25 protein-coding genes are annotated in these 24784 nt (G+C 63.5%); 13 read left to right on the top strand and 12 right to left on the bottom strand.

Translation table 11 applies throughout. The features are described from left to right. Positions 1–40 precede the first annotated feature (40 nt). The 3 genes from OKW20_RS01175 to alr all read right to left on the bottom strand — a co-directional run bounded on the left by OKW20_RS01175 (position 41) and on the right by alr (position 3480). A complete protein-coding gene (locus OKW20_RS01175) occupies positions 41–664 on the bottom strand; it encodes a CvpA family protein (protein ID WP_034803987.1) in 624 nt (207 codons plus the stop codon). 123 nt (positions 665–787) lie between these two features. Next, positions 788–2191, bottom strand: a complete 1404-nt coding sequence (radA, locus tag OKW20_RS01170; RefSeq protein ID WP_043611486.1) for a DNA repair protein RadA — start codon at positions 2189–2191, stop codon at positions 788–790. Between the two features lie 149 nt (positions 2192–2340). Next, positions 2341–3480 (bottom strand): alanine racemase, encoded by a 1140-nt coding sequence (alr, locus tag OKW20_RS01165; protein WP_429169744.1) that lies wholly within the window; start codon positions 3478–3480, stop codon positions 2341–2343. A gap of 151 nt (positions 3481–3631) precedes the next feature. Between alr and OKW20_RS01160 the strand changes: the two genes are divergently transcribed. From OKW20_RS01160 to OKW20_RS01150, 3 genes are all read left to right on the top strand, one after another. Further along, positions 3632–4489 (top strand): AraC family ligand binding domain-containing protein, encoded by an 858-nt coding sequence (locus tag OKW20_RS01160; protein WP_429169742.1) that lies wholly within the window; start codon positions 3632–3634, stop codon positions 4487–4489. A gap of 156 nt (positions 4490–4645) precedes the next feature. After that, positions 4646–5299 (top strand): AzlC family ABC transporter permease, encoded by a 654-nt coding sequence (locus tag OKW20_RS01155; protein WP_429115356.1) that lies wholly within the window; start codon positions 4646–4648, stop codon positions 5297–5299. Continuing rightward, positions 5296–5595: an AzlD family protein gene (locus OKW20_RS01150; protein WP_429115354.1), complete on the top strand. Its 300-nt coding sequence runs from the start codon at positions 5296–5298 to the stop codon at positions 5593–5595. The genes OKW20_RS01155 and OKW20_RS01150 overlap by 4 nt, the downstream gene beginning before the upstream one ends. Before the next feature lie 220 nt (positions 5596–5815). On the opposite strand, the gene OKW20_RS01145 is transcribed toward OKW20_RS01150, so the two are convergent. Next, the gene (locus tag OKW20_RS01145) at positions 5816–7318 is read right to left on the bottom strand and encodes a replicative DNA helicase (RefSeq protein WP_043611355.1); all 1503 of its coding nucleotides are present in this window, start codon (positions 7316–7318) and stop codon (positions 5816–5818) included. 332 nt (positions 7319–7650) lie between these two features. Here OKW20_RS01145 and OKW20_RS01140 point away from each other — a divergent pair, with 332 nt between their 5' ends. Genes OKW20_RS01140 through OKW20_RS01130 form a run of 3 tightly spaced genes read left to right on the top strand, consistent with a single transcriptional unit; the run spans position 7651 to position 10928 of the window. Beyond that, on the top strand, positions 7651–8094 hold the full coding sequence (locus tag OKW20_RS01140) for a MarR family winged helix-turn-helix transcriptional regulator (protein WP_043611356.1): 444 nt from the start codon (positions 7651–7653) through the stop codon (positions 8092–8094). Positions 8095–8099: 5 nt separating this feature from the next. After that, entirely contained in the window at positions 8100–9812 is a 1713-nt protein-coding gene (locus tag OKW20_RS01135; protein WP_429169741.1) for an MFS transporter, read from the top strand. Between the two features lie 18 nt (positions 9813–9830). Continuing rightward, entirely contained in the window at positions 9831–10928 is a 1098-nt protein-coding gene (locus OKW20_RS01130; protein WP_429115349.1) for an HlyD family secretion protein, read from the top strand. A 106-nt stretch (positions 10929–11034) separates the two neighbouring features. Here the strand turns inward: OKW20_RS01130 and rplI are convergent, their stop codons facing one another. The 6 genes from rplI to OKW20_RS01100 form a co-directional block, all read right to left on the bottom strand. Continuing rightward, on the bottom strand, positions 11035–11610 hold the full coding sequence (rplI, locus tag OKW20_RS01125; protein ID WP_034803982.1) for a 50S ribosomal protein L9: 576 nt from the start codon (positions 11608–11610) through the stop codon (positions 11035–11037). A gap of 32 nt (positions 11611–11642) precedes the next feature. Next, entirely contained in the window at positions 11643–12596 is a 954-nt protein-coding gene (locus tag OKW20_RS01120) for a membrane protein (RefSeq protein WP_043611358.1), read from the bottom strand. A gap of 193 nt (positions 12597–12789) precedes the next feature. Continuing rightward, a complete protein-coding gene (rpsR, locus tag OKW20_RS01115; RefSeq protein ID WP_025426448.1) occupies positions 12790–13038 on the bottom strand; it encodes a 30S ribosomal protein S18 in 249 nt (82 codons plus the stop codon). 26 nt (positions 13039–13064) lie between these two features. Beyond that, a complete protein-coding gene (rpsF, locus tag OKW20_RS01110) occupies positions 13065–13511 on the bottom strand; it encodes a 30S ribosomal protein S6 (RefSeq protein ID WP_034803973.1) in 447 nt (148 codons plus the stop codon). 276 nt (positions 13512–13787) lie between these two features. Then, the gene (locus OKW20_RS01105) at positions 13788–14300 is read right to left on the bottom strand and encodes a ClbS/DfsB family four-helix bundle protein (protein WP_429169740.1); all 513 of its coding nucleotides are present in this window, start codon (positions 14298–14300) and stop codon (positions 13788–13790) included. Positions 14301–14319: 19 nt separating this feature from the next. Beyond that, positions 14320–15363, bottom strand: coding sequence for an aldo/keto reductase (locus tag OKW20_RS01100; protein ID WP_429169739.1), 1044 nt, complete (start codon positions 15361–15363; stop codon positions 14320–14322). A gap of 343 nt (positions 15364–15706) precedes the next feature. Between OKW20_RS01100 and fabD the strand changes: the two genes are divergently transcribed. The 7 genes from fabD to gmk all read left to right on the top strand — a co-directional run bounded on the left by fabD (position 15707) and on the right by gmk (position 22835). Beyond that, on the top strand, positions 15707–16651 hold the full coding sequence (fabD, locus tag OKW20_RS01095; RefSeq protein ID WP_043611365.1) for an ACP S-malonyltransferase: 945 nt from the start codon (positions 15707–15709) through the stop codon (positions 16649–16651). Positions 16652–16690: 39 nt separating this feature from the next. Beyond that, positions 16691–17428, top strand: coding sequence for a 3-oxoacyl-[acyl-carrier-protein] reductase (gene fabG, locus OKW20_RS01090; protein ID WP_429169738.1), 738 nt, complete (start codon positions 16691–16693; stop codon positions 17426–17428). A gap of 333 nt (positions 17429–17761) precedes the next feature. After that, positions 17762–17998, top strand: a complete 237-nt coding sequence (locus OKW20_RS01085; RefSeq protein ID WP_003531676.1) for an acyl carrier protein — start codon at positions 17762–17764, stop codon at positions 17996–17998. A gap of 223 nt (positions 17999–18221) precedes the next feature. Beyond that, on the top strand, positions 18222–19487 hold the full coding sequence (gene fabF / locus OKW20_RS01080; protein WP_429169737.1) for a beta-ketoacyl-ACP synthase II: 1266 nt from the start codon (positions 18222–18224) through the stop codon (positions 19485–19487). Between the two features lie 464 nt (positions 19488–19951). Further along, positions 19952–21151 carry an endolytic transglycosylase MltG gene (gene mltG, locus OKW20_RS01075; protein ID WP_043611372.1) on the top strand — a complete coding sequence of 400 codons (1200 nt, stop codon included), beginning with the start codon at positions 19952–19954 and terminating at the stop codon, positions 21149–21151. Positions 21152–21284: 133 nt separating this feature from the next. Beyond that, entirely contained in the window at positions 21285–22172 is an 888-nt protein-coding gene (locus tag OKW20_RS01070) for a YicC/YloC family endoribonuclease (protein WP_429169736.1), read from the top strand. Positions 22173–22175: 3 nt separating this feature from the next. Continuing rightward, positions 22176–22835, top strand: a complete 660-nt coding sequence (gmk, locus tag OKW20_RS01065; RefSeq protein WP_034803935.1) for a guanylate kinase — start codon at positions 22176–22178, stop codon at positions 22833–22835. An 82-nt stretch (positions 22836–22917) separates the two neighbouring features. On the opposite strand, the gene rsmA is transcribed toward gmk, so the two are convergent. Both rsmA and pdxA read right to left on the bottom strand, forming a co-directional pair. After that, a complete protein-coding gene (gene rsmA, locus OKW20_RS01060) occupies positions 22918–23745 on the bottom strand; it encodes a 16S rRNA (adenine(1518)-N(6)/adenine(1519)-N(6))-dimethyltransferase RsmA (protein ID WP_429169735.1) in 828 nt (275 codons plus the stop codon). After that, positions 23745–24773, bottom strand: coding sequence for a 4-hydroxythreonine-4-phosphate dehydrogenase PdxA (gene pdxA, locus OKW20_RS01055; RefSeq protein WP_429169734.1), 1029 nt, complete (start codon positions 24771–24773; stop codon positions 23745–23747). Before pdxA ends, rsmA begins: the two co-directional genes overlap by 1 nt. Positions 24774–24784: the final 11 nt, after the last annotated feature.

Below are 24784 nucleotides of genomic sequence, written 5' to 3'. Positions count from 1 at the left end.
AAGCCCGCGGGGCGGGCTTTGTCGGCAAATCGTTCCTGTCTCAGCCGTTGGTGGCCGGGGCGTCGTCGGCGGGCGCCTGGTCCGGCGTCGTCGCAGGTGCCTGGCCGGGCGTCGTTGCCGGCGCTTCGCCTTCGCCTTCGCCGGTCGTGTCCTTGCCGCGCAGGCGATCGAGAATGGTGGCGTCGGCTTCTTCGGGCAGCAGAGCGATCAGCTTGTTGCCCAGATTGTCGAGCAGCGGCTTCGATTTGGCCTGGGTGACCCAGGTCGGCTGCTGCTGCGGAGCGACGAGCCAGTTGAAGAACAGCATGGCGACGACGACCAGCAGGATGCCGCGGGCGGCACCGAAGAGGAAACCGAGCGTGCGGTCGAGCGCGCCGATGCGGCTGTCGATGATGAAATCGGCGATCCGCATGGTGATGAAGGAGATGATGATCAGCGCGATCAGGAAGATCACCGCTGCCGATCCGATCATCGCGACCGTGTCGCTGTTGGTGTACTGCTTCGCATAGGGCAGGAGATGCGGGTAGAGGAAGTAGGCGGCAGCTGCCGCACCCACCCAGCTCGCGACCGAGAGCACCTCGCGCGAGAAGCCTCGAACCATGGCCAGGATTGCGGAAAACAGGGCGACGCCGAGAACGATACCGTCGAGAATTGTAATGGGCATTTTGTCCTTACTCCGGACCCGGTTCGTCCGGGTCTCCTCAAGCCTATCCGCCATCGGCCCTGAGTTCAGGGCATTTTCAGCCTGTTTGCGGCCCTTAAAGGGCGGCCTGCGACATCCGCATCTTCAGTCTTCGTCCTCCGCCGGTCTCAGTGCGTTTCGCGACCCCGCGATGCGCGCCACCAGATCGGGCAGGCTTTCCATCTCGCTCCAGCGGCCATTGCCGTTTTTCGGCAGTTCGGTCGAAGCGGACGGCAGGACCGCCTGCGAGAACCCGAGCTTCTCGGCTTCCTTAAGGCGTTGTGCGGTATGCGCAACCGGCCGGATGGCACCCGACAAGCTGACTTCGCCGAAATAGACGCAATCCGCCGGAAGGGCAAGCCCGGCAAGCGATGAAACCAGTGCGGAAGCCACAGCCAGGTCTGCCGCCGGCTCGGAAATGCGGTAACCGCCGGCAATGTTGAGATAGACGTCGTGCTGGCCGAGCCGCACGCCGCAATGGGCTTCGAGCACGGCGAGGATCATCGAGAGCCGCGCGGAATCCCAGCCGACGATCGCGCGTCTCGGCGTGCCGAGCGAGGTCGGCGCGACCAGCGCCTGCACTTCGACGAGGACGGGCCGGGTGCCTTCCATGCCGGCAAAGACGGCGGCGCCCGGCGATTTTTCGTTGCGTTCGCCGAGGAAGAGCTCCGACGGGTTGGCAACCTCGCGCAGGCCCTTGTCCGACATCTCGAACACGCCGATCTCGTCGGTCGGGCCGAAGCGGTTCTTGACGGTGCGCAGGATGCGGTAGTGATGGCCGCGGTCGCCTTCGAAATAGAGCACGGCGTCGACCATGTGCTCGACGACGCGCGGGCCGGCGATCTGGCCTTCCTTGGTGACGTGGCCGACGAGCACGACGGCGGTCCCCGTCTGCTTGGCAAAGCGGATCATTGCCTGAACGCCGGTGCGAACCTGGGTCACCGTGCCCGGCGCCGAATCGACGATGTCGCTCCAGAGCGTCTGGATCGAATCGATGATCACCAGATCCGGGCGCTTGCCTTCAGAAAGCGTTGCCAGAATGTCCTCGACATTGGTCTCGGCGGCGAGCAGCACGTCGCTGTCGGCAGCGCCGAGCCGCTGGGCGCGAAGGCGCACCTGCGCCACGGCCTCTTCGCCCGAGACATAGATGACGCGATGATTGCGGCGCGAGAGCGCAGCCGCCGCCTGCATCAGCACGGTCGACTTGCCGATGCCGGGATCGCCGCCTACGAGCAGCGCCGAGCCGCGCACAAAGCCGCCGCCGGTCACCCGGTCGAGTTCCGAGATGCCTGTCTGGATGCGTGGCGCGTCTTCGATCTCGCCCGAGAGCGTGGTGAGCGCCACCGGGCGTCCCTTCTTCGGCGCCCGCGACGGACCGCCACCGATGCCTGCCGTCGGATTGTCCTCGATGATCGTGTTCCACTCGCCGCAGCCTTCGCACTTGCCCACCCAGCGGGTGTGGACCGTGCCGCAGTTCTGGCAGATGAATTGGGTACGCGCTTTCGCCATCGGCATCGACTTTCGGAATGTGAGACCGCCGACGTCGCGATCGGACGTCGGCGGAAAAGAATCACTTGTATCGTCACATAATGCCGCGAAACGCGGAACAAAAGGTGAATTTCAGCGAGAATGACCGAAAAATGATATGAAGGACGGCATCACGCGCCGCCGACATAGTGCCTGGCATAGCGATGTCCGAGGCTGGTCAGCATCTCGTAGCCGATCGTGCCGCCGGCGCGCGCGACATCGTCTATGGCGACGTGCCGCCCGAAGAGCTCGATGTAATCGCCCGGCCGCACAGTACCCGTGGGAAGGTCGGTGACGTCGAAAAGGCTGAGATCCATGGTGACGCGGCCGACATGCGGCACTTTCCGGCCATGCAGGAAGCCGAAGGCCCCTGATGGCGTTGCCTGCCTGAGGGTGACGCCGCCGCCCGAGACAGAGCGGTGGTAGCCATCGGCGTAGCCGACCGCGACCGTGGCGATGCGGCTGTCGCGGTCGAAGCGGGCGGACGCGCCATAGCTCGCTGTGCCGCCGGCGGCCACATCGCGCACCTGGATGATCCGCGCTTCGGCGGTCACCACCGGCTTCATCGGGTTGGGGACGTCGTTCACCGCCTCGCCGCCATAAACGGCGATGCCCGGCCGGGTCAGGTCGAAATGATAGTCGGGCCCGAGGAAAACGCCGCCGGAGTTTGCAAGGCTCGCATCGACGCCTTCATAGGCGGCGGTCACTTCGTGGAAGCGCCGGAGCTGAATGCCGTTCAGCCGGTGGTCGGGATCGTCGGCGCAGACGAGGTGGCTCATGATCAGCACCGGCGAAAAACTTGCCGGCCGCGCCGGGTCTGTCGCAAGCGCAACGGCCTGCTCGACCGTAAGGCCGAGCCGGTTCATGCCGGTATCGACATGCAGCACACAAGGGTGGTCGCCATGCTCGGAAAGGGCGGCCATGAACACGGCGAGTTGTTCGTCCGAGTTGATGACCGGCACCAGATCGTTGTCGAAGAAGAGCGCCTCGTTGCCCGGCCACATGCCGGCGAGAATGTAGATGCGCCCCTCCGGAACCAGAGGGCGCAGATCGGCGCCTTCCTCTGCATTGGCGACGAAAAAGTCGCGCGCGCCGGCGGCATAGAGGGCAGTGGCCGCCTGATCGATCCCAAGGCCGTAGGCGTCCGCCTTCAAGACTGCCGACGCCCGCGCTTTGCCCGAGCGGGCATTCATCGCGCGCCAGTTGTCGGTGAGGGCGCCGAGATCGATGGTGAGCCGGTTGGAGGCGGCGAGGAAATCTGGAGGGAGCATGCCGGGTACTCTGCCGTGGACGATCCAAGAGCAATACAGCCTAGCGCCCATCGTCGCAAATGCCTGCCTGTCGCACCGACTGAAGGCGCCGCGGCTTTGAACGAGCACTTTTGTGCAAGACGCGGGCGCGTGGCATCACTATTCTCTCCCCATGCAGACGATTTCGCAGGAAGAAGCCATCGATGTCATGCCGATAGAGGGCGCCGAGCGCACGCGCTTCTGGCGGGATTCCCGTTTCATGGGCATGGAATGTCTGACGGCGACCTTCATCACCCATGAATTTGCTCCGCATGCGCACGAAACCTTCAGCATCGGCGCCATCGAGGCCGGCTCGCAGATCAGCAAGATCAAGGGCGAGCGTTCGGAGGCCGGCCCCGGATACTTCTATCTGATCAATCCCGACGAAATTCACGACGGTCATCCGGGCGGCAGCGGCTATCGCTATCGCATGGTCTATCCGAGCGCCGAACTGCTGGTGAACATCATCGAGGATGTCACCGGACGCGCTTTCAAAGGCACGCCATCCTTCTCCAAGCGTGTTTTGCAGGCACCGGACCTGGCTCTTTCCTTCCATCAGGCCCACCGCACGCTCGAAGTGTCGGGGGCGACGCTTGAGGCGGAGGAAAAAATGTTCGCGGTGCTTGCCGCGATGTTCGAACGCCACGGAAGCACGATCATCGCGCCGATTGAAACGCGGGAGCAATCGGCCGTGCACCGGGCGCGCGACTTCCTGGCGGAAAACTATGCCGAGGATGTCGGGCTCGAGGAACTGGCGAAAGTCGCCGGCCTCAGCCGCGCCCACCTCATCCGCGCGTTCCGCAAGGAGTTCCACATCACGCCGCACGCGTACCTGACCGACAAGCGCGTGCGGGCGGCAAAGACGTTGCTGCGGCACGGCTGGTCGGCGGTGGACGCGGCCTATCAATGCGGCTTTGCCGACCAGGCGCATTTCAGCCGTCATTTCAAGGCGCGCACCGGCGTCACCCCCGGGGCCTTCCGCGCCGGCTGATCACTTTCGTTCAAGACGATCCTCAACCCGAGACCTAGAACACGCGGGTGATTGCGATGGCGCGCCTGCGTGGAAAGGCGGCGCATCGCGCGAATGGAGACGTGGACGTTGCAGGAAAGAAGTGCGTTTCAGGAATTTCGGGCCGCGGCAGTCGCCATGACGCCGCTGATCGTTGCGGTCATGCCGGTTGGCCTCGTGTTCGGCGCGGTGGCTGCGAGCAAGGGGCTCACGCCGGCCGAGGTGGCGCTGATGAGCGCGCTGGTCTTTGCCGGCGGATCGCAGTTCGTCGCTATGGATATCTGGACGCATCCGGCGTCCTGGGCAGCGCTTGGCTTTTCGGCCCTGCTCGTCAACATTCGCCATGTGCTGATGAGCGCTTCGATCGGCGGCAAGCTCGACAGTTTCTCCGGGCCGGCGCGCTATGCGTCGATGCTGCTTCTGGCCGACGAGATCTGGGCCATGGCCGAGATGCGCGCGAGCAACGGCAAGCTGACGCCTGCCTGGTATGCGGGCCTTGCGGTGCCGTTCTATTGCCTTTGGGTGTTGACGAGCCTTGGCGGCGCGCTGCTCGGCGCCTTCCTGGGCGATCCGAAGGTTACGGGCCTCGATTTTGCGTTCCCCGCCGTCTTCATCGTGCTGGTCATGGGCTTCTGGAAGGGGCGCGAGACCGGGGCCGTTCTGGCTGCAAGCGCGCTCGCCGCGGTCCTGACGCATCAATTGCTGCCGGGGGTCTGGTACATCGCTGCCGGGGCTGCGGCCGGCGTCGTGGTGGCACTTCTCTCCGGCGCCCGCAAGGAGGCCCATGCATGACCGTCGATCTCAATACGCTGCTCGCAATCCTTGCCATGGCGATTGCGACGATCGCGACTCGCATCGGCGGCCTCGTGCTGATCCGCTATGTGACGATCGGGGAAAACCAGAAGCGCGCGCTGGAGGCGATCCCACCGGCCGTGCTGATGGCGGTCATCGCGCCGACTGCCTTCGTGACCGGTCCAGCGGAAACGATCGCCGCTGCCGCGACGGCGGTGGCCGCCATGCGGCTGCCGCTCCTGGTGTCGGTCGCCGTCGGCGTCGTCTCGGTGGCGTTGCTGCGCCTCGTATTCTGAGAGTTTGTGCTGAAACGGGCGGGGCGCTTCAGCGAGAAGGTCACGTACCTTTGAAATTGAGAGCGGGCTGGGAAACCGCAAACATTTTTCCCAGCCCGCTCCGGCCGCCCCCACGGAACTTAAGAGCAATCCCAGGAAACGTGTGAAACGGTTTTCCGTCCGGAATTGCGTTCTTCAAGTGATGGATTGTTTCGCTGTTTCGACGAAACAATGAAACTGTCTAGTGTTCTTCGTACTGGGTGAAGGATGGATCGGCGAGATCGGTGAAGCGCGTGAATTCCGACTGGAAGGCGAGCTTCACGGTGCCGGTCGGTCCGTGACGCTGCTTGGCGATAATCACGTCGGCCGTGCCCTTCACCTGCTCCATCTTCATCTTCCATTCTTCGTACTTCGGGTCGAACTCGTCGCGCGGCTCCAGGTTCTTCACGTAGTATTCCTCACGGAACACGAAGAGCACGACGTCGGCGTCCTGCTCGATCGAGCCCGATTCACGAAGGTCGGAGAGCTGCGGCCGCTTGTCTTCGCGGCTTTCGACGCCACGGGAGAGCTGCGAGAGCGCGATGATCGGAACGTTCAGCTCCTTGCCGAGCGCCTTGAGGCCGGTGGTGATCTGGGTGATTTCCTGCACGCGGTTGTCGCTGGATTTGCCCGAACCGGTCATGAGCTGAATATAGTCCACCACCAGGCAGTCGAGGCCGCGCTGGCGCTTCAGGCGACGCGCGCGGGCTGAAAGCTGGGCGATCGAGATACCACCGGTCTGGTCGATATAGAGCGGCACCTTCTGCATCATCTGCGAGCAGGCGACGAGCTTTTCGAAATCGGCCTCGGAGATGTCACCGCGGCGGATCTTCGACGAGGAGACTTCGGTCTGCTCGGAGATGATACGGGTAGCGAGCTGTTCGGACGACATTTCGAGCGAGTAGAAGCCGACAACGCCGCCGTTCTTGGCCTTGAACGAACCGTCCGCCTGGACTTCCGGCTCGTAGGCGGCGGCGATATTGTAGGCGATGTTGGTGGCAAGCGAGGTCTTGCCCATGCCCGGACGTCCGGCAAGCACGATCAAGTCGGAGCGCTGCAGGCCGCCCATCCGGCCATCAAGCGACAGGATGCCCGTTGAAATGCCCGAAAGGCTGCCGTCGCGCTCGAAGGCCTGGCCTGCCATGTCGATGGCGAGCGCCACGGCGTCGTTGAACGACTGGAAGCCGCCGTCGTAGCGGCCGGTCTCTGCCAGTTCGAACAGACGGCGTTCGGCGTCTTCGATCTGGCCCTGCGGCGGCATGTCGAGCGGCGCGTCATAGGCGATGTTGACCATGTCCTCGCCGATGGTGATCAGCGAGCGGCGCAGCGCCAGGTCATAGATCGCCCGGCCATAGTCTTCTGCGTTGATGATCGACACGGCGGCGCCGGCAAGGCGCGCAAGATAGGTCGCGACGGTGACGTCGCCCACCTTCTCGTCGGCCTTGAGGAAGGTCTTGATGGTGACCGGGTTCGCCATCTTGCCCATGCGGATGATGTCGCCGGCGACTTCGTAGATCTTGCGGTGCAGCGGCTCGTGCAGATGCACGGGCTTCAGGAAGTCCGAGACGCGGTAGTAGGCGTCGTTATTGACGAGGATCGCGCCAAGCAGCGCCTGCTCGGCCTCGAGGTTGTTCGGGGCCTCGCGGTAGTGCTGGTCCGCCTGATCCTTGCCGATAGGGGATAGCTTTCGCGACGCTTCGTTCATTCGATTATCTCTGCCTCTGTCTGGTGTGGCACCGGTTTGCGTCTAAGCGCGGGCCGGGTCAAGTGCACGAGGGACACAGTCGCAGAGCGACGTCACCGCACCCGGCGCTGTTCCCGTTGTTCGACTGATCCACAGGCGGGGGTTCGCAAATGTGCGGATTATGCCGTCGTCACAAATTTGGTCGTTGACGCCGCGAATCACCCGAACCTTCCCGACAGGCCGAAGTGTAACGCCGTCCTCCTCTGCCTCAAATCCGCATCTTGAAAATCCACCGCATTTGGATTAGATAGAGGCAATATAATTAGCATGCTAGTAATATGGAAAAGATATCAATGTATCAGCCAACCGTGAACCGCGAACTGTTCGATGCCTTGTCACTGGTCAATCGCAAGCTGCGCGCCGTGTTCGATGCGCGGGTGAAGGAGAGGGGGCTGACGTTGTCGCGCGCCCGCGCGCTCTTTGCCCTGACGAAGAAGGACGGCCTGAACCAGCGGGAGCTCGCCGACGAGCTCGACATCGAGACCCCGACCCTGGTGCGCCTGCTCGACGGCATGGAGAAGCAGGGCTTCATCGAGCGGCGGGTGGAGGTCTCCGACCGCCGCGCCAAGCAGATCCATATGACCGAACTCGGCCGCACGGTTGCCGACGAGATCCTCAGGCTTGCCGATGAGATCCGGGCCGAAGTGCTGCAAGGCATCGACGCAGCCGAGCTTGCGGTGACGAAGCGGGTGATCCGGGCGATCGCCGACAATGTCCAGTCGCTGGCGCGGGAGTGACGGCGATGGGTGCAGGCGCGACGGCCGCCGCAAACGACAATCGCCTCGCCATCGAGCTTGAGGCTGCGGAGACCATCGACGAGGATCAACGCGGGGAAACCGCGATTGCGCCAGAACCGGCGCCAGCGCCCGTACCGGCCCCGGTCGAGAAAGGCCTGTTGCTTTCGGCGGTCTATGTCCTGGGCTCTGTGCTTTTGTTCCTGACGCAGGGGCTCGGCATGAACCTGGCGCTCGCCAACCTCACGCAGGTCCAGGGCTCGCTTTCGGCGACCGCCATCGAGGCCGGTTGGCTCTCGGCGGCCTACATGGCGCCGAATGTCAGCCTGTCGATTGCGCTGGTGAAGATCCGCGCCCAGTACGGGCTGCGCCGTTTTGCCGAAATCAGCATCGCCGGCTTCGTCGTCGTCTCGCTGATGAACGTCTTCGTTTCCGATCTGCATTCGGCGATCGTCGTGCGCTTCATCAGCGGCATTGCCGCCGCACCGATGTCGACGCTCGGTTTTCTCTACATGCTCGAAGCCTTTCCGCCGGCGCGCAAGCTGACCGTCGGTCTGGCGTTGGCGCTCACCTGCACGACGATTTCCGCGCCGGTCACCCGCCTGATCTCGCCGACCTTGATCGAATACGGCCAGTGGCACGCGCTCTACACGCTGGAAATGGCGCTGGCGCTGATCGCGCTGCCGATCATCTACCTGCTGCCGCTGACGCCGGTCCCGCATGCGAAGGTCATCCAGCGCATGGATATCCTGAGCTACCTGCTCGTCGCCGTCGCCTTCGGCTGCCTCGCCGTGGTCCTGACCATGGGGCGCCTCTATTGGTGGGTCGAGGCGCCATGGCTCGGTGTCTTGCTGATCGTCTCGATCACGACGCTGACGACCGCGGTGCTGATCGAGCTCCATCGCCCGGTACCGTTGATCGACGTGCGCTGGATCGCCTCCAAGGAGATCGTGCACTTTGCCGCCGTTCTCCTCATTTTCCGCCTGGTGGCCTCCGAACAATCGACGGTCGCGGCGAACTTCTACCAGCAGCTCGGTCTCCAGTTCGAGCAGGTCGCGACGCTCTATTGGATCATTCTTGCCGCGGCGATCGGTGGCGGCCTGCTTTGCGCCGCGCTGATGAACCCTCAGCATGCGGAGCGCGTGCATATCCTGGCGCTCGGCCTTCTGGCGACCGGCGCCTATATGGATAGCCAGGCGACCAGCCTCACGCGGCCGGAGCAGATGTATCTGAGCCAGGCGATGATTGCGTCTGGCACGGCGCTCTTCCTGCCCCCGGCGATGGCGCGCGGCTTCAAGGCGGCGCTCGCCAAGGGGCCGAGCTATATCCTGAGCTTCATCGTGATCTTCCTCTTCACCCAGAGCATCGGCAGCCTGATCGGCTCTGCCGCCTTCGGCACCTTCGTCACGATCCGCGAAAAGTTTCACTCCAACATTCTCGCCGAACAGATCGTGCTCTCGAACCCGCTGGTTGCCCAGCGCGTCAACCAGCTTTCCGCCGCCTACGCCAAGGTGATGGGCGACAAGACCCTGCTCGGCGGCGAGGGCACCGTGCTGTTGTCACAGCAGGTGACCCGCGAAGCTTACATCCTCGCCTACAACGACGCCTTCCTGCTTGCCTCGGCGGTCGCGCTCTTCGCGCTCGCCGGGCTGCTGCTGCACATCTTCTACAACTGGCTCAGGCAGAGATTGTCCGCGCCTGCGCCGATGCCGGCCACCTGATTGACAGAGTTGACGACCATGTTGAAATCCCTGCGCTCCCCCACGAGCATCATCGTTCTTCTCGCCGGCATTGCCGGTATCGCCCTCGTGCTCTACGCTTGGCGGCTGCCGCCGTTCCACAGTTCGGTCGAATCGACCGAGAACGCCTATGTGCGTGGCTTTGTCACGATCATGAGCCCACAGCTTGCGGGCTATGTCGCCGACGTTCCGGTGCACGACTACGAGACGGTCAAAGCCGGGCAACTGCTGGTGAAGATCGACGACCGCATCTATGCGCAGAAGGTGGCGCAGGCGGAAGCCACGCTTGCCGGTCAGAAGGCAGCCCTTGCCAATTCCTTCCAGCAGGAGCTTTCGGCCAAGGCTGGTATCGCCGCAAGCCAGGCGCAGATCGACAGCGCCAAGGCCGCCTTCAACCGGGCGCGTGCGACCTGGGACCGCATTCGCCCGCTTGCGGAAATGGGTGTTTCGACCCGCAGCGACGCCGATCAGGCGCGTGCGGGCTTCGAGCAGGCCGACGCTGCCGTGAGCCAGGCAGAAGCTGGGCTGGAAGTCTCGAAGCAGGCACTGGCGACGACGCTCGGCGCGCGTTCCGGACTGCAGGCCGCGGTGAGCGGGGCGGAAGCGGCCGTCGAACTCGCGCGTATCGATCTCGACAACACCCGCATCGTCGCGCCGCGGGACGGCCGGCTCGGTGAGATCGGCGCGCGGATCGGTCAATATGTGACGGCCGGCTCGCAACTCCTGGCGCTGGTGCCGAACGACGTCTGGGTGGTCGCCAATTTCAAGGAAACGCAGCTCGACGGCATGAAGGCGGGCCAACCCGTCACCATCGCGGTCGACGCCCTGCAGAGGAACGAGCTGACGGGGCATATCGAGCGGTTCTCGCCCGCCGCCGGTTCGGAGTTCAGCATCATCCGTCCGGACAACGCCACCGGCAACTTCACCAAGGTGGCCCAGCGCGTCGGCGTGCGCATCGCCGTCGATCCCGGCCAGCCGCTGGCGGAAATGCTCTCACCCGGTCTCTCGGTCGTCGTGCGCGTCGACAAGGATGCGCCGGTGCATGTTGCACCGGATCAGGCCAACAAGGGCGGCACGCCCGTTGCCGCTCACGGATAAGGGGCTGGACTTCTCGGAGGTCATTGCCAGAGCGGGCCGTGCAGCGGCCAAGAAAAAAGCCCGGATCGATGATCCGGGCTTTCGCGTGTTGAATGGCCTTTGAGGCTTATTCTTCTTCGCCTTCGAATTCGGCTTCCGGGTTGAAGAAGTCTTCCGGCTTCAGGGCGTCTTCGTCAACGCCGTAGATGGCGTCGGCCGAGGTCAGGCTTTCGCCCTTGGCCTGGCGACCGGCTTCTTCGGCCGAACGGGCAACGTTGACTTCAACCGAGATCTCGACTTCCGAGTGCAGGTGCAGCGTGACCTTGTGCAGGCCGATCGACTTGATCGGCTGGTTCAGGTCGACCTGGTTGCGGCCGACGTTGAAGCCTTCGGCAGCGAGCACTTCGATGATGTCGCGGGCAGCAACCGAACCGTAGAGCTGGCCGGTTTCGCCAGCCGAGCGAACGATGATGAACGACTTGCCGTCGAGCTTCTCGGCAACAGCCTGGGCTTCCGACTTGCGCTCGAGGTTACGAGCTTCGAGCGTCGAACGCTCAGCTTCGAAACGGGCCTTGTTGGCAGCGTTGGCGCGCAGCGCCTTGCCGAGCGGCAGGAGGTAGTTACGAGCAAAGCCGTCGCGAACCTTTACGGTTTCGCCCATCTGGCCGAGCTTGGCGATACGTTCGAGAAGAATGACTTCCATGTTGGTTTCCTTTCAGAGTTCCAGTTCGTTGGTCAGTTTTTTCCAACCGGCGTGACCGCGATGGTGCGTCGCGTATCGATCAGGCCGGACAGGAGGAAGAAGAATGCCGGGATCGTGAACACGAGCACCGACAGGTATGCGATCCACAGCACGGGAAGCCGCCAGGACTTGCCGCGCGTGCGGAAATGGAAGGAGGCGAAACCGGCAAGCAGGAAGCCCGCGCCGAATGTTCCGCAGATCAGCGCGCCGATCGTTGCGGGTGCGCCGCCGAGGAAGGTGAGGACCAGGCCGCCGAGAAAGATGAAGATCGCGTTGCGGTGCATGCGCAGCGTCGAAGGAATATCCTCGCGCGGGCGCAACGACCGGCCGGACATCTGCACGATGCGGGTGGCAAGGTAGTAGGCGGTAAACAGCATCAGCACCCAGATCGCGCCCTGGACGAGCGGCAAGGCGAGGGTGAAGAGCGACTTGATCTGGGCGATGGCGGCTGCATCGGGGTTATAGGCGCTGTCCTGGGCCTTCACCGCCTGAATGACGATATCGACCATGCGATCGGAGATATCGGCGCCATAGCCGACGATGACGCCGACGATGATCATGCCGACGGTCACCAGACCAGCGAGATGGCTGAGGATATCGGAAAGCGGATACCAGGCGAGCGCCTCGTCCGGACCACCGAGTTCGGAAGCCGGGCGGGCGAGATTGGCGAGGTGGCTCAGCCAACCGGCCGGGATCAGCGTGACGACGAGGATCAGCAGCGAGAAATAGGGCGAAACGAGAACGGCACCGGTGGCGCCGGCCGTGACGATCGCGGTGATCGCGGCAGCATTGCCCCAGCCGAGGCCGGCAATCAGGATCGGAAGGGCCGAGGCGGCGTAAAGGACGATCGCAAGAGACGACTGCGTATTCGCGCCCATCGACAAGAGGGCGGCGGTAAAGCCGGCGAGAACGCCGGTCAGCAGCGATGTCCTGTTCACATTCGTCACGTTCGCTGTCCTGCTTCGTGCAGTTAGGGGATGGCCGAAGCCTTGTCCCCAGCATGGGATTTTGGCGCATCGCGCCGGTTCCGATCCGCGCCCATCGCGGAAGGGAGTGAAAGAGGCGCTCACCTTAGGGGAGCGCCTCTCCCAACACGTCGGGTTCCGTCGAGTCAGAAGACTGACGGAAGGTCAGCCGTTCTTAGGAAACGACGTAGGGCAGCAGGCCGAGGAAGCGTGCACGCTTGATCGCCTGGGCGAGTTCGCGCTGCTTCTTCTGGGAAACGGCCGTGATGCGGGAAGGAACGATCTTGCCGCGCTCGGAAATGTAGCGCTGCAGAAGACGGATGTCCTTGTAGTCGATCCGCGGAGCGTTTGCGCCCGAGAAGGGGCAGGTCTTGCGGCGACGGTGGAACGGGCGACGAACCGGAGCGGAAGAAACTTCAGCCATTGTCTTAATCTCCTAAAGTTTCTTGATTACGCGCGGTCTTCGCGCGGGCGGCGCGGGCGGTCTTCGCGGTCGCCACGGTCCGGACGCGGACCACGGTCGCCGAAGCCACGCTCCGGACGGTCGCCATCGCGGCGCGGACGGTCGTCACGGTCGCGCTTCTGCATCATGGCCGATGCGCCTTCCTCGTGCTTCTCGACGGCGATCGTCATGTAGCGCAGGATGTCTTCGTTGATGCGCATCTGGCGTTCGATTTCGTGAACAGCCGCTGCCGGAGCGTCGATGTCCATGAGAACGTAGTGAGCCTTGCGGTTCTTCTTGATGCGGTAGGTGAGGGACTTCAGGCCCCAGTTCTCGACGCGACCGACCTTACCGCCGTTTGCTTCGAGCACGCCCTTGTACTGCTCGACGAGACCGTCGACCTGCTGCGGCGTGATGTCCTGGCGGGCCAGGAATACGTGTTCATAAAGAGCCATTGTGGCTTGCCTTTCTTGCGTTAATCAGCCCGGACCTCGGCGGCTAAGCCTCAACGACTGTTCTTAGTGGCTGACAGGCAGCCGGCAAGAAAGTGTTGTATCGAGACGGTCGAGAGCGGAGACACGGGAGGCCGGAAAGACGTGCAATCCTAACGGCTCCCCTAATGGGAAACCGGCCCTCCGTTCAGCCACCAGCCAGAAGACCGGGCATTTCGAACAGGGCGCTTATACGCATTTTTCCGCGGAAGGCAAGGCTTGCCGTATCTTTTCCGCTTTTTACGTCGGCCCGTTCGCCTTCTTCCGTTTGCGCAGCCGGCCGTGGGCATTGGCATAAGGAGAGGACGTGTTGAACTGGATCATGCGTCCGAGCGTGAATTTTCCGTACCATGGCCGCCCGTAGAGCGCCTGCTCGTCGCGATCCCTGATCCGTGCTTCGATCGCCTCCTTGCTTTGCTTCAGCCTGGCGACAAGCTCGCCTGGCGAAAGAGCGCGGAAGTCCGCATAGAATTTTTGCGCCAGCCGTCCGAGTTCGTTCCATTTATAGCCCGTCTCGGGGAAGTCGACCGGCTCGCTGCGCTGATCGCGATCGATCCATTTGATCACCAGCTCGCCCCAGCCGATGAGGTAGGCGACGAGATCGCCGACGCTCATCACGGTGCCCTTGGCGTGGCCCTCGATCGAAGGTTCGCGGTAGCGCTGGTCAGGAACCCGTTCCAACTCGCGCATCAGCCTGGCGAACTGGGCGTCGATCGCCTCAAGCAGTTCCGCTTTCGTCTGGGGCACCGGCATCGGCGATCTGCTCTCACACTCAGATCGGCATCGGATAGATTCGGTGCAGCCGCCGGATTCCGTTCACGACGTCCTGCGACAGCGTGAGATCGATGGCGTCGAGGTTGGTCTTCAACTGCTCCATCGACGTCGCGCCGATGATGACGGACGCCATGAACGGCCGCGCCAGGCAGAAGGCGATGGCCATCTGCGCCGGATCGAGGCCGTGCTCGCGTGCCAGTTTGGCATAGCCTTCGACGGCCGGTTCCTGGTGCGGCGTGAAGCGGCCGCCGAGATCGCCGTTGATCGAAAGTCGCGAGCCCTTCGGCTTCACACCGTCGAGGTACTTGCCGCTTAAGAGGCCAGCGGCGAGCGGCGAATAGGCGAGCAGGCCCACGTCTTCGTGGTGCGACAGCTCCGACAGGTCGAGGTCGTAGGTGCGGTAAAGCAGGTTGTACTCGTTCTGGATCGAAGCGACTCGCGGCAGGCCATGACGCTCCGCCATGTCGATGAACTTCATCGTGCCCCACGCCGTTTCGTTGGAAAGGCCGATAGCGCGCACCTTGCCGGCCTTAACGAGGTCGCCAAGCTTGTCGAGGATCGCCCGGAGGTCGCTCGCGACGTGGTCCTTGTCCTGCTTGGACGGGTCGTAGGACCAGGCATTGCGGAAATGATAGTGGCCGCGGTTCGGCCAATGAAGCTGATAGAGGTCGACATAGTCGGTCTTCAGCCGCTTGAGGCTGGCGTCGATCGCCTGGTCGATGCCCTCGGGCGTCGTCGGATTGCCGTTGCGGATATAGGGACGGCCGGGACCGGCAACCTTGGTCGCGACAACGACGTCATCCCGCCGGCCGCGCTTGGCCAGCCATTCGCCGATGAAGCGTTCCGTGTCGCCGTAGGTCTCCGGCGACAGCGGGGTGGTCGGGTAGAGTTCGGCGGTGTCGATGAAGTTGACGCCCTTGTCGAAGGCGTAGTCCAGTTGCTCATGCGCCTCGGCGATGGAGTTCTGCGAGCCCCAGGTCATGGTGCCCAGGCAGATTTCCGAAACCTTGATGCCGGTGCGGCCAAGCGTGTTGTAGCGCATCTAGATAAGTATCCTTGTGAAGGGCGAGCGCCGACCTGGGGAGGGAAGGGGCGCCGGCACCGGGAATGGAGCGGTCGCCTCAGCCCCGGTGGTTGGGGAAAGGGCAGAGCGACATCGGGCGGCAAACTTACGCCTTGATTGTTGAAGATCAAGGGCAAAAGGGCCTGTCGGCCGCGTCCCTGCCGGCCTCCAAGCTTGACTCGTCGGTAAGGAATGTGAATGGAGAGGAAACCGGAGATGTATGGTTTCTGCCTGCATCCCGCTCTAACTCATAAGAACCGATCACTAGGATTTCGTGTCGCGCCGACCCGAAATCCTAGTGATCTAGGGAAGGGACGATCCCATGAGCATTGCATTCACGTTTCCAGGCCAGGGCAGCCAGGCTGTCGGCATGGGCAAGGATCTGGCCGACGCTTTTCCGGAAGCAGCAGCCGTCTTTGCCGAAGTCGATGAAGCACTCGGCCAGAAACTGTCCGAGATCATGTGGAACGGCCCCGAGGAAACGCTGACGCTGACGGCGAACGCGCAGCCGGCGCTGATGGCCGTATCGATGGCCGTCATTCGCGTGCTCGAAGCCAAGGGCCTCGACCTCAAGTCCAAGGTTTCCTTCGTCGCCGGCCATTCGCTCGGCGAATACTCGGCGCTCTGTGCCGCCGGTACTTTCTCCATTGCCGACACGGCGCGCCTGCTGCGCATCCGCGGCAACGCCATGCAGGCGGCGGTTCCCGTCGGCAAGGGCGCGATGGCGGCGATCATCGGCCTCGAACATGCGGACGTCGAAGCCGTCTGCCGCGAAGCCTCCGCCCTCGGTTCCTGCCAGATCGCCAACGACAATGGCGGTGGCCAGCTGGTGATCTCCGGCGAGAAGGCTGCCGTCGAGAAGGCCGCGGCACTCGCTTCCGAAAAGGGCGCCAAGCGCGCGTTGATGCTGCCGGTTTCGGCACCCTTCCATTCTGCGCTGATGGCGCCAGCTGCCGACGCGATGCGCGAGGCGCTGGCCAAGGTCGAAAAGCGCAATCCGGTGGTGCCCGTCATCGCCAACGTGCTTGCCGCGCCCGTCAGCGATGCCGAAGAGATCGCCCGTCTGCTGGTCGAGCAGGTCACCGGCCAGGTCCGCTGGCGCGAGACGGTCGAGTGGTTCGCCGCCAACAACGTCACGACGCTTTATGAACTCGGTTCCGGCAAGGTCCTGACCGGGCTTGCCCGCCGCATCGACAAGACCGTCACCGGTATCGCCGTCAATACGCCCGCCGATATCGACGCAGCACTCGCCGCCTTGCTCGCCTGAGCGAGCGCCTAGGCGCTCCAGTTATAAGGAATCAAAGAGATGTTTGATCTTTCCGGCCGCAAGGCTCTCGTTACCGGCGCATCCGGTGGTATCGGCGAAGAAATCGCCCGCATGCTGCACGCTCAGGGCGCCATCGTCGGCCTGCATGGCACCCGCGTCGAAAAGCTTGAAGCGCTCGCCAACGAACTGGGCGATCGCGTTCACCTCTTCCCGGCAAACCTTTCCGATCGCGCCGAAGTCAAGGCGCTTGGCGAAAAGGCCGAGGCCGAACTCGGTGGCGTCGACATCCTCGTCAACAATGCCGGCATCACCAAGGACGGCCTCTTCGTGCGCATGAGCGACGAGGACTGGGACGCCGTTCTCGAAGTGAACCTCACGGCCGTGTTTCGCCTGACGCGCGAACTCACCCATCCGATGATGCGCCGCCGTTTCGGCCGCATCGTCAACATTACCTCCATCGTCGGCGTCACCGGCAACCCTGGCCAGGCGAACTACTGCGCCTCCAAGGCCGGCATGATCGGCTTCTCCAAGTCGCTTGCCCAGGAAATCGCGACGCGCAACGTCACGGTCAACTGCGTGGCTCCGGGCTTCATCGAAAGCGCGATGACCGGCAAGCTCAATGACAAGCAGAAGGACGCGATCATGGGCGCGATCCCGATGAAGCGCATGGGCACCGGCGCCGAAATCGCTTCGGCGGTCGCTTACCTCGCTTCGAACGAAGCTGGTTATGTCACCGGCCAGACGATTCACGTCAATGGCGGCATGGCGATGATCTGATCCGGTTTCCGGGATGGGCCGCCCGCCGAGATTGTGCGGCGGGCGATCTTCAACGTCCCGGGATGCCGCCTGCCAAATGCCTGAAATTCAATGTTGAGCAAGCGAATGACAGGCATTTTCGGACTTTGCGACAGCGTTAAACCGTGTTAATCGGGCCATGACTGTTAGCAGTCGACCGGTCCCGCCAGGCGTCCGGCAGCCTTGGCTGCCTTGGGTTTGCCGCAGTTCCGGTTGGATGGATTGCCGGGTGGGCCGTCTTGGTCTATCAGGCTTACAGAAGAGTACCGGTGCCGGAATAGGCGCCTACAGAAACGAAGGTCGAGGAACTCCGACATGAGCGATATCGCAGAACGCGTAAAGAAAATTGTTATTGATCATCTTGGCGTCGACGCCGAAAAGGTCAGCGAAGGCGCAAGCTTCATCGACGACCTCGGCGCGGACTCGCTCGACACCGTCGAACTGGTCATGGCTTTCGAAGAAGAATTCGGCGTTGAAATCCCGGACGACGCTGCTGACTCGATCCTGACTGTCGGCGACGCCGTCAAGTTCATCGAAAAGGCTCAGGCCTAATATCTTAAAGCGGCTTCGGCCGTGGACGGGCCGCCTAAAGCGGCCCGTTTCAGCCCAGGGAAGTGGGCTATCCCGCGCTGAGCGGGGATTTCGATCAGCAAGCGTTTCCCGCATTTCCCTCTGATCGTGTGAATAAGAACCTTAAAATGGATGCCCGGATCGGGTTCGTTACACGTGGTCCGATCCGGCTCTGAAATGGAAAAGTCAGGGTGGGTCGCGGACTATGAGACGTGTCGTTATCACCGGTACCGGCATGGTATCTCCCTTGGGTTGCGGAACTGAGGCGACGTGGGCGCGCCTGCTTGCCGGGCACAATGCCGCGCGCAAGGTGACCGAATTCGAGGTCGAGGACCTTCCTGCCAAGATTGCCTGCCGCATTCCCTTCGGCGACGGCACCGACGCGACCTTCAATGCCGACGACTGGATGGAGCCGAAGGAGCAGCGCAAGGTCGATCCGTTCATCGTCTACGCGATGGCTGCGGCCGACATGGCGCTGGCCGATGCCGGCTGGAAGCCGGACAACGATGAAGACCAGATCGCAACCGGCGTGCTGATCGGTTCGGGCATCGGCGGTCTCGAAGGCATCGTCGAAGGCGGCTATACGTTGCGCGACAAAGGCCCCCGCCGCATCTCGCCGTTCTTCATTCCCGGCCGGCTCATCAACCTTGCCTCGGGCCAGGTGTCGATCCGCCACAAGCTGCGCGGTCCCAACCACTCTGTCGTCACCGCCTGTTCGACCGGCGCTCATGCGATCGGCGACGCGAGCCGTCTGATCGCGCTCGGCGATGCCGACGTCATGGTGGCTGGCGGCGCGGAATCGCCGATCTGCCGGATCTCGCTCGCCGGCTTTGCCGCCTGTAAGGCGCTGTCGACCCAGCACAACGACGATCCGCAGAAGGCCTCGCGCCCCTACGATATCGACCGCGACGGCTTCGTCATGGGTGAGGGCGCCGGCGTCGTCATCCTCGAAGAGCTCGAGCATGCCAAGGCGCGCGGCGCCAAGATCTATGCGGAAGTCGTCGGTTACGGCCTTTCGGGCGATGCCTTCCACATCACTGCTCCGTCGGAAGACGGCGACGGTGCCTATCGCTGCATGCAGATGGCGCTGAAGCGCGCCGGTCTGACGGCTGCCGATATCGACTACATCAACGCCCACGGCACCTCCACCATGGCCGACACGATCGAGCTTGGCGCCGTCGAGCGTCTGGTTGGCGAGCACGCGTCGAAGATCTCGATGTCCTCGACCAAGTCGGCCATCGGCCACCTCCTCGGCGCTGCCGGCGCGGTGGAAGCGATCTTCTCGGCGCTGGCGATCCGCGACAACATCGCGCCACCGACGCTGAACCTCGACAACCCATCGGTCGAGACGAAGATCGACCTCGTGCCGCATGTCGCACGCAAGCGTGAAATCAACGTGGCGCTCTCGAATTCCTTCGGTTTCGGCGGCACCAACGCTTCGTTGGTCCTGCGTCGCTACACCGGCGCCTGATCGCGCGCCCGGAGCGTCGCCTGAGCCAATCATCGCGCCGACCGCAGAAGGCGGCGCGATGATCCAGCTTTTGCCGTATTGCTCGCTACAAGCATGTGTTGGGAGGAGGCGCCGTCATGGAAGATGGCGCTCGCCGACCGCGATGTTCGCGCAAGGCATATCTGTCAGATTGCCATTCAGCCATTGCCTGGAAACGACGGTTTGCCCGGTTTTTACCGCGGACCGAGGTTCCGGATTAAAGTGTCGGTCGTCCGCCGCGTTCTCTTGAACGGACGGTGATTCGACACATTTCTGTGGTTCTTCGGTGAGATTGCACCGGCCGCGGATTTTTGAGTAACTGCGGACGCCGGCCTTCTGGGCGGCACCGTTTTATAAATTTGACCTATGCCTGCCACGGTCCAGTCCGAAATTCGCACCGGAAGCAGGAAGAGAATGAGGCCGCGAATTTCGGGTTCGGGATAATCGTGAGCGACTCAAACGATAACGGCGCGGCGCAATTCGGCCGCAGTGAAAACGCGAGCAACGGACCGATCATTCCGAAATCGGCAAACGAAGCGCTGCGTCCGGAAAAGGTGCCGCAGCCGCCGAAACGATCGCGTAAAGCACGTAGCCAGGTCGTGATCTTCCTGAACTTCGTCATGACCGTCATCGTGTTTGCAGCGCTCGCCGCCGCCGGCACGGTCTATTATGCGATGCACCAGTACGAAAAGCCGGGTCCGCTGCAGGCGAACCAGAACTTCATCGTCCGGGGCGGCGCCGGCATGAGCGAGATCGCAAGCGGCCTTGAGCGCGGAAACATCATCACCGATGCGCGTGTTTTCCGTTTCGTCTCCGAGGCCTATCTCGACAACGAGACGCTGAAGGCCGGCGAATACGAGATCAAGGCAGGCTCGTCGATGCAGGAGGTCATGCAACTCCTGAAGTCGGGCAAGTCGATCCTCTATTCCGTTTCCCTGCCCGAAGGCTTGACCGTCAAGCAGATGTTCCACAGGCTCGCCGATGATCCGGTGCTCGTCGGCGATCTGCCGTCAGAACTGCCGGCCGAAGGTTCGCTGATGCCTGACACCTACAAGTTCACGCGCGGCACCAAGCGCGGCGAGATCGTCCAGCAGATGGCCGCAGCCCAGAAGATCCTGGTCGGCCAGATCTGGGAGAAGCGCGATCCCGATCTGCCGGTTTCGACGGTGGAAGAACTGGTGACGCTGGCCTCGATCGTGGAGAAGGAAACCGGCCGCGCCGACGAGCGCCCGCGCGTCGCTTCGGTCTTCATCAACCGGCTCGACAAGGGCATGCGGCTGCAATCCGACCCGACGATCATCTATGGCATTTTCGGCGGTGACGGAAAGCCGGCGGACCGGCCGATCCTGAAGTCGGACATCGACAAGCAGACGCCGTACAACACCTATATCATCAAGGGCCTGCCGCCGACGCCGATCGCCAACCCTGGCCGTGCAGCACTGGAAGCGGTCGCCAATCCGTCACGCACGCCGGAGCTTTACTTCGTTGCCGACGGCACGGGCGGCCACGTCTTTGCCGAGACGCTCGACGAACACAATGCCAATGTCCGCCGCTGGCGCAAGGTTGAGGCGGAGCGGGCAGCCGAAGCGGCGAAGGCTGCGTCTGACGCCGGCACTGCTGAACCGGCAGCTACGCAGCCGCAATAGGCCGGCGCTCGCGGGCGGCAGAGCCGCCTAGCGATGCTTGCACTGTGGACGGACGAATCACGGCGCGGATATCCCTTGCGGGATGCCGCGCCGTCGCCTTATTGCTTCTGCTGAAACCGCAACGGAGGTGATGATGCCGCTCCAATCGATGACCGGCTTTGCCCGGAGAGAAGGCAGCAGCGGCCGCCGTCGTTGGGCCTGGGAGCTGCGCTCCGTCAACGGCAAGGGCCTGGATCTCCGGCTGCGCCTGCCGCAGGGGCTCGAGCGCTTCGAGCCCGAGGTGCGCAAGCTTGCAGCAGAGTATTTTTCCCGCGGCAACCTTCAGATCGGCCTCTCCGTCAGCGGCGGCGAGGCTGCCGTCGAGGCCGTGGTCAACCAGGCAGCCTTGACGGCGGTTCTGAACCTGCGCGGTCAACTCGGGGACCTCGTCGATCCCGCGCCGCTCCGGTTCGACACGCTTCTCTCGATCCGCGGCATCGTCGACTTCCGCGAGCCGGAGGAGAGCGAAGAAGAGCGCGCTGCGCTCGACGCCGATATCCTGGCCGGGCTGGCGGGTGCGCTCGCCGATCTGCGCAAGATGCGCGAGGACGAGGGCGCGGCGCTCTGTCAGATCCTGCTGGCGCAGGTCGAGACGATCGAGCGGCTAACGGCGACGGTCGAGGCCGACCCGTCACGTAGCGCCGCGGCGATTGCCGACCGGCTGGCGCAGCAAGTGGCCCTGGTCATGGACAACGGGTCATCGCTGGAGCGGGACCGGCTCCATGCCGAAGTCGCTTTGCTCGCCACCAAGGCGGATCTTCGCGAGGAGATCGACCGGCTTGGCTCCCATATCGTTGCCGCCCGCGAGCTTCTGTCGAAGGGCGGCCCCGTTGGGCGCAAGCTCGATTTCCTCGCACAGGAATTTAACCGAGAATCGAATACGATCTGTTCCAAGTCGAACGCAGCCGCAGTGTCTGCCGCCGGCATCGAGTTGAAGGTCGTCATCGACCAGTTCCGCGAACAGGTCCAGAATCTGGAGTAAGGTATGAACCCGGCGACCCCTTCGCCCATCAAGATCGCCCGTCGTGGGCTGATGCTCGTCATTTCCTCGCCGTCGGGCGCTGGCAAGTCGACCATTGCGCGCAATCTCCTGGAAGCCGATCCGGAGATGAGCATTTCGGTCAGCGTGACGACGCGTCAGCGGCGCCCGAGCGAGATTGACGGGCGGCACTATCACTTCAAGTCCATCCGCGAATTCGAGGCGCTGAGGTCCACCGACTCGCTGCTCGAATGGGCGGAGGTGCACGGCAATTTCTACGGCACGCCGCGCGACGCGGTGGAGGCGGCCATGGCCGCCGGCCGGGACATGCTCTTCGACATCGACTGGCAGGGCGCCCAGCAGCTCCAAGAGAAGATGGCGGGAGACGTCGTCTCGATCTTCATCCTGCCGCCGTCCATGGCCGAGCTGCAGTCGCGCCTGCATCGCCGCGCCGAAGACAGTGAAGAGGTGATTGCCACGCGCCTTGCCAATTCGCGCGCCGAGATCGAGCACTGGCGGGAGTATGACTACATCGTGCTCAACGACGACCTCGACCGCGCCTTTGCGTCCGTGCGGGCGATCGTCGAGGCCGAGCGCCTGCGCCGCGACCGGCGCCCCGGCCTGTTCGATTTCGTCAACGGGCTGCTGACCGAAAACCCGTTCTAAGGTTTCAAAAGAAATGGCTCCGTGAGGAGCCATTTTTGATTCATGCCATTTGCAACGCGCGCCTTGCGATCCACATGCCCGCTCAGAGGCAGTTTGCCAGCCGGCAGAATTCTTCCACCGAAAGTGTTTCGGCGCGTCGCTGCGGGTCGATGTCGGCCTTGGCAAGCAGCGCCTCGCCACCGAGCGGCTTCAGGCTCTGGCGCAGCATCTTGCGGCGTTGGCCGAAGGCTGCATGCGTCACCTTCTCGAGGGCTGCGACCGCGCAGGGGATCGGGTTTTCGACCGGCTCCAGATGGACTACGGAGGACGTCACCTTCGGTGGTGGCGTAAAGGCCTGCGGCGGTACGTCGAACGCCATCCGTGCGTTCGTACGCCAACCGCAGAGCACACCGAGGCGGCCATAGTGGTCGTCATCCGCGTCGGCGACGATCCTCAGGCCCACTTCACGCTGGAACATCAGCGTCAGCGACTGCCAGAAGGGCGGCCAGCGCTCGGGCAGCAGCCAGTTGACGAGCAACTGCGTGCCGACATTGTAGGGCAGGTTGGCGATGATCTTGACCGGCCCTTCGTCGGCAAGCGTCTCGAAGGGCGTTTTGAGCGCGTCGCCCTCGATGACCTGCAGCCGATCGGGATAATGCGCGCCGATTTCGGCAAGTGCCGGCAGGCAGCGCGAGTCACGCTCGATCGCAATGACCTTCTTGGCGCCGAGCGCGAGGATGGCGCGAGTGAGGCCGCCCGGTCCGGGGCCGACCTCGATGACCGTCACGCCTTCGAGCGAACCGGCGGTCCGCGCGATCTTCTGCGTCAGGTTGAGGTCGAGCAGGAAGTTCTGGCCGAGCGCCTTCTTGGCATCGAGGCCGTGACGCTGGATGACGTCGCGTAGCGGAGGAAGACCGTCAAGGGCGGCCATCAGCGGGTATCTCCTGGCATATTGGCCGCAAGCGATGCGGCAAGGTCGAGGGCTGCCCGAAGGCTGTCGTCGCGGGCGATGCCCTTGCCGGCAAGGCTGAAGGCGGTGCCGTGGTCGGGCGAGGTGCGGATGAAGGGAAGGCCGAGCGTGACGTTGACGCTATCGTCGAAGCCGAGCGCCTTGGCCGGGATCAGCGCCTGGTCGTGATACATGCAGATGGCCACGTCGTAGGTGGCGCGTGCACGATCATGGAACATCGTATCGGCCGGCAGGGGTCCGACGGCATCGATGCCTTCAGCGCGCAGCCGGTCGATAACGGGCCGTATCACGGCGTCGTCCTCGAGGCCAAGCGCACCGTTTTCGCCCGCATGCGGGTTCAGCCCGGCGATCGCGAGCTGTGGCTGCCGAAGTCCGAAGCGATTGCGAAGGTCTGCCGCAGTAATCGCACAGGTGCGATAGATGAGGTCCGGCGTCAGTTGCTCCGGCACGTCCTTCAAGGGGATATGGATGGTGACGGGAACGGCGCGCAGCTTCGGTCCGGCCAGCATCATCACCGGCAGCACCGGCTGTCCCGTCGCCTTTTCGGCAAGATCGGCGAGATATTCGGTATGGCCCGGAAAGCGGAAGCCGGCGTCATAGAGAACCGCCTTGGCGATCGGGTTCGTGACCACGGCCGAAGCCTGTCCGGCGGTCACAAGTCGCACGGCCGTGTCGATCGCGCCGATGACGGCGCTGGCATTGGCCGTGTCAGGATCGCCGGCCTTGACCGGGGCAGGGCAGGTAAGCGGCAGCACCGGCAACGCCGTATCGAAGAGGGAGAGCGCGCCGACGCAATCGGTCTCGCGGATAGGCACTGTGTAGCCGAGCATCGATGCGCGTGCGGCAAGCACCGCGGGGTCGCCGATGAAGAGGAAGGGGGCCGTCGCGCGGTCGCGGCGGCCGAGCCAGGCCGAAAGACTGATGTCCGGCCCGATACCGGCCGGGTCGCCCATGGTCAGGGCGAGGGGCCCGCCGGTTGTTTCGCGCATGGTTCCGTCGT

This window comes from Ensifer sp. LBL (assembly GCF_050435225.1).
Classification (GTDB): domain Bacteria; phylum Pseudomonadota; class Alphaproteobacteria; order Rhizobiales; family Rhizobiaceae; genus Ensifer.
This window is presented reverse-complemented; position numbering and strand designations above follow the sequence as displayed.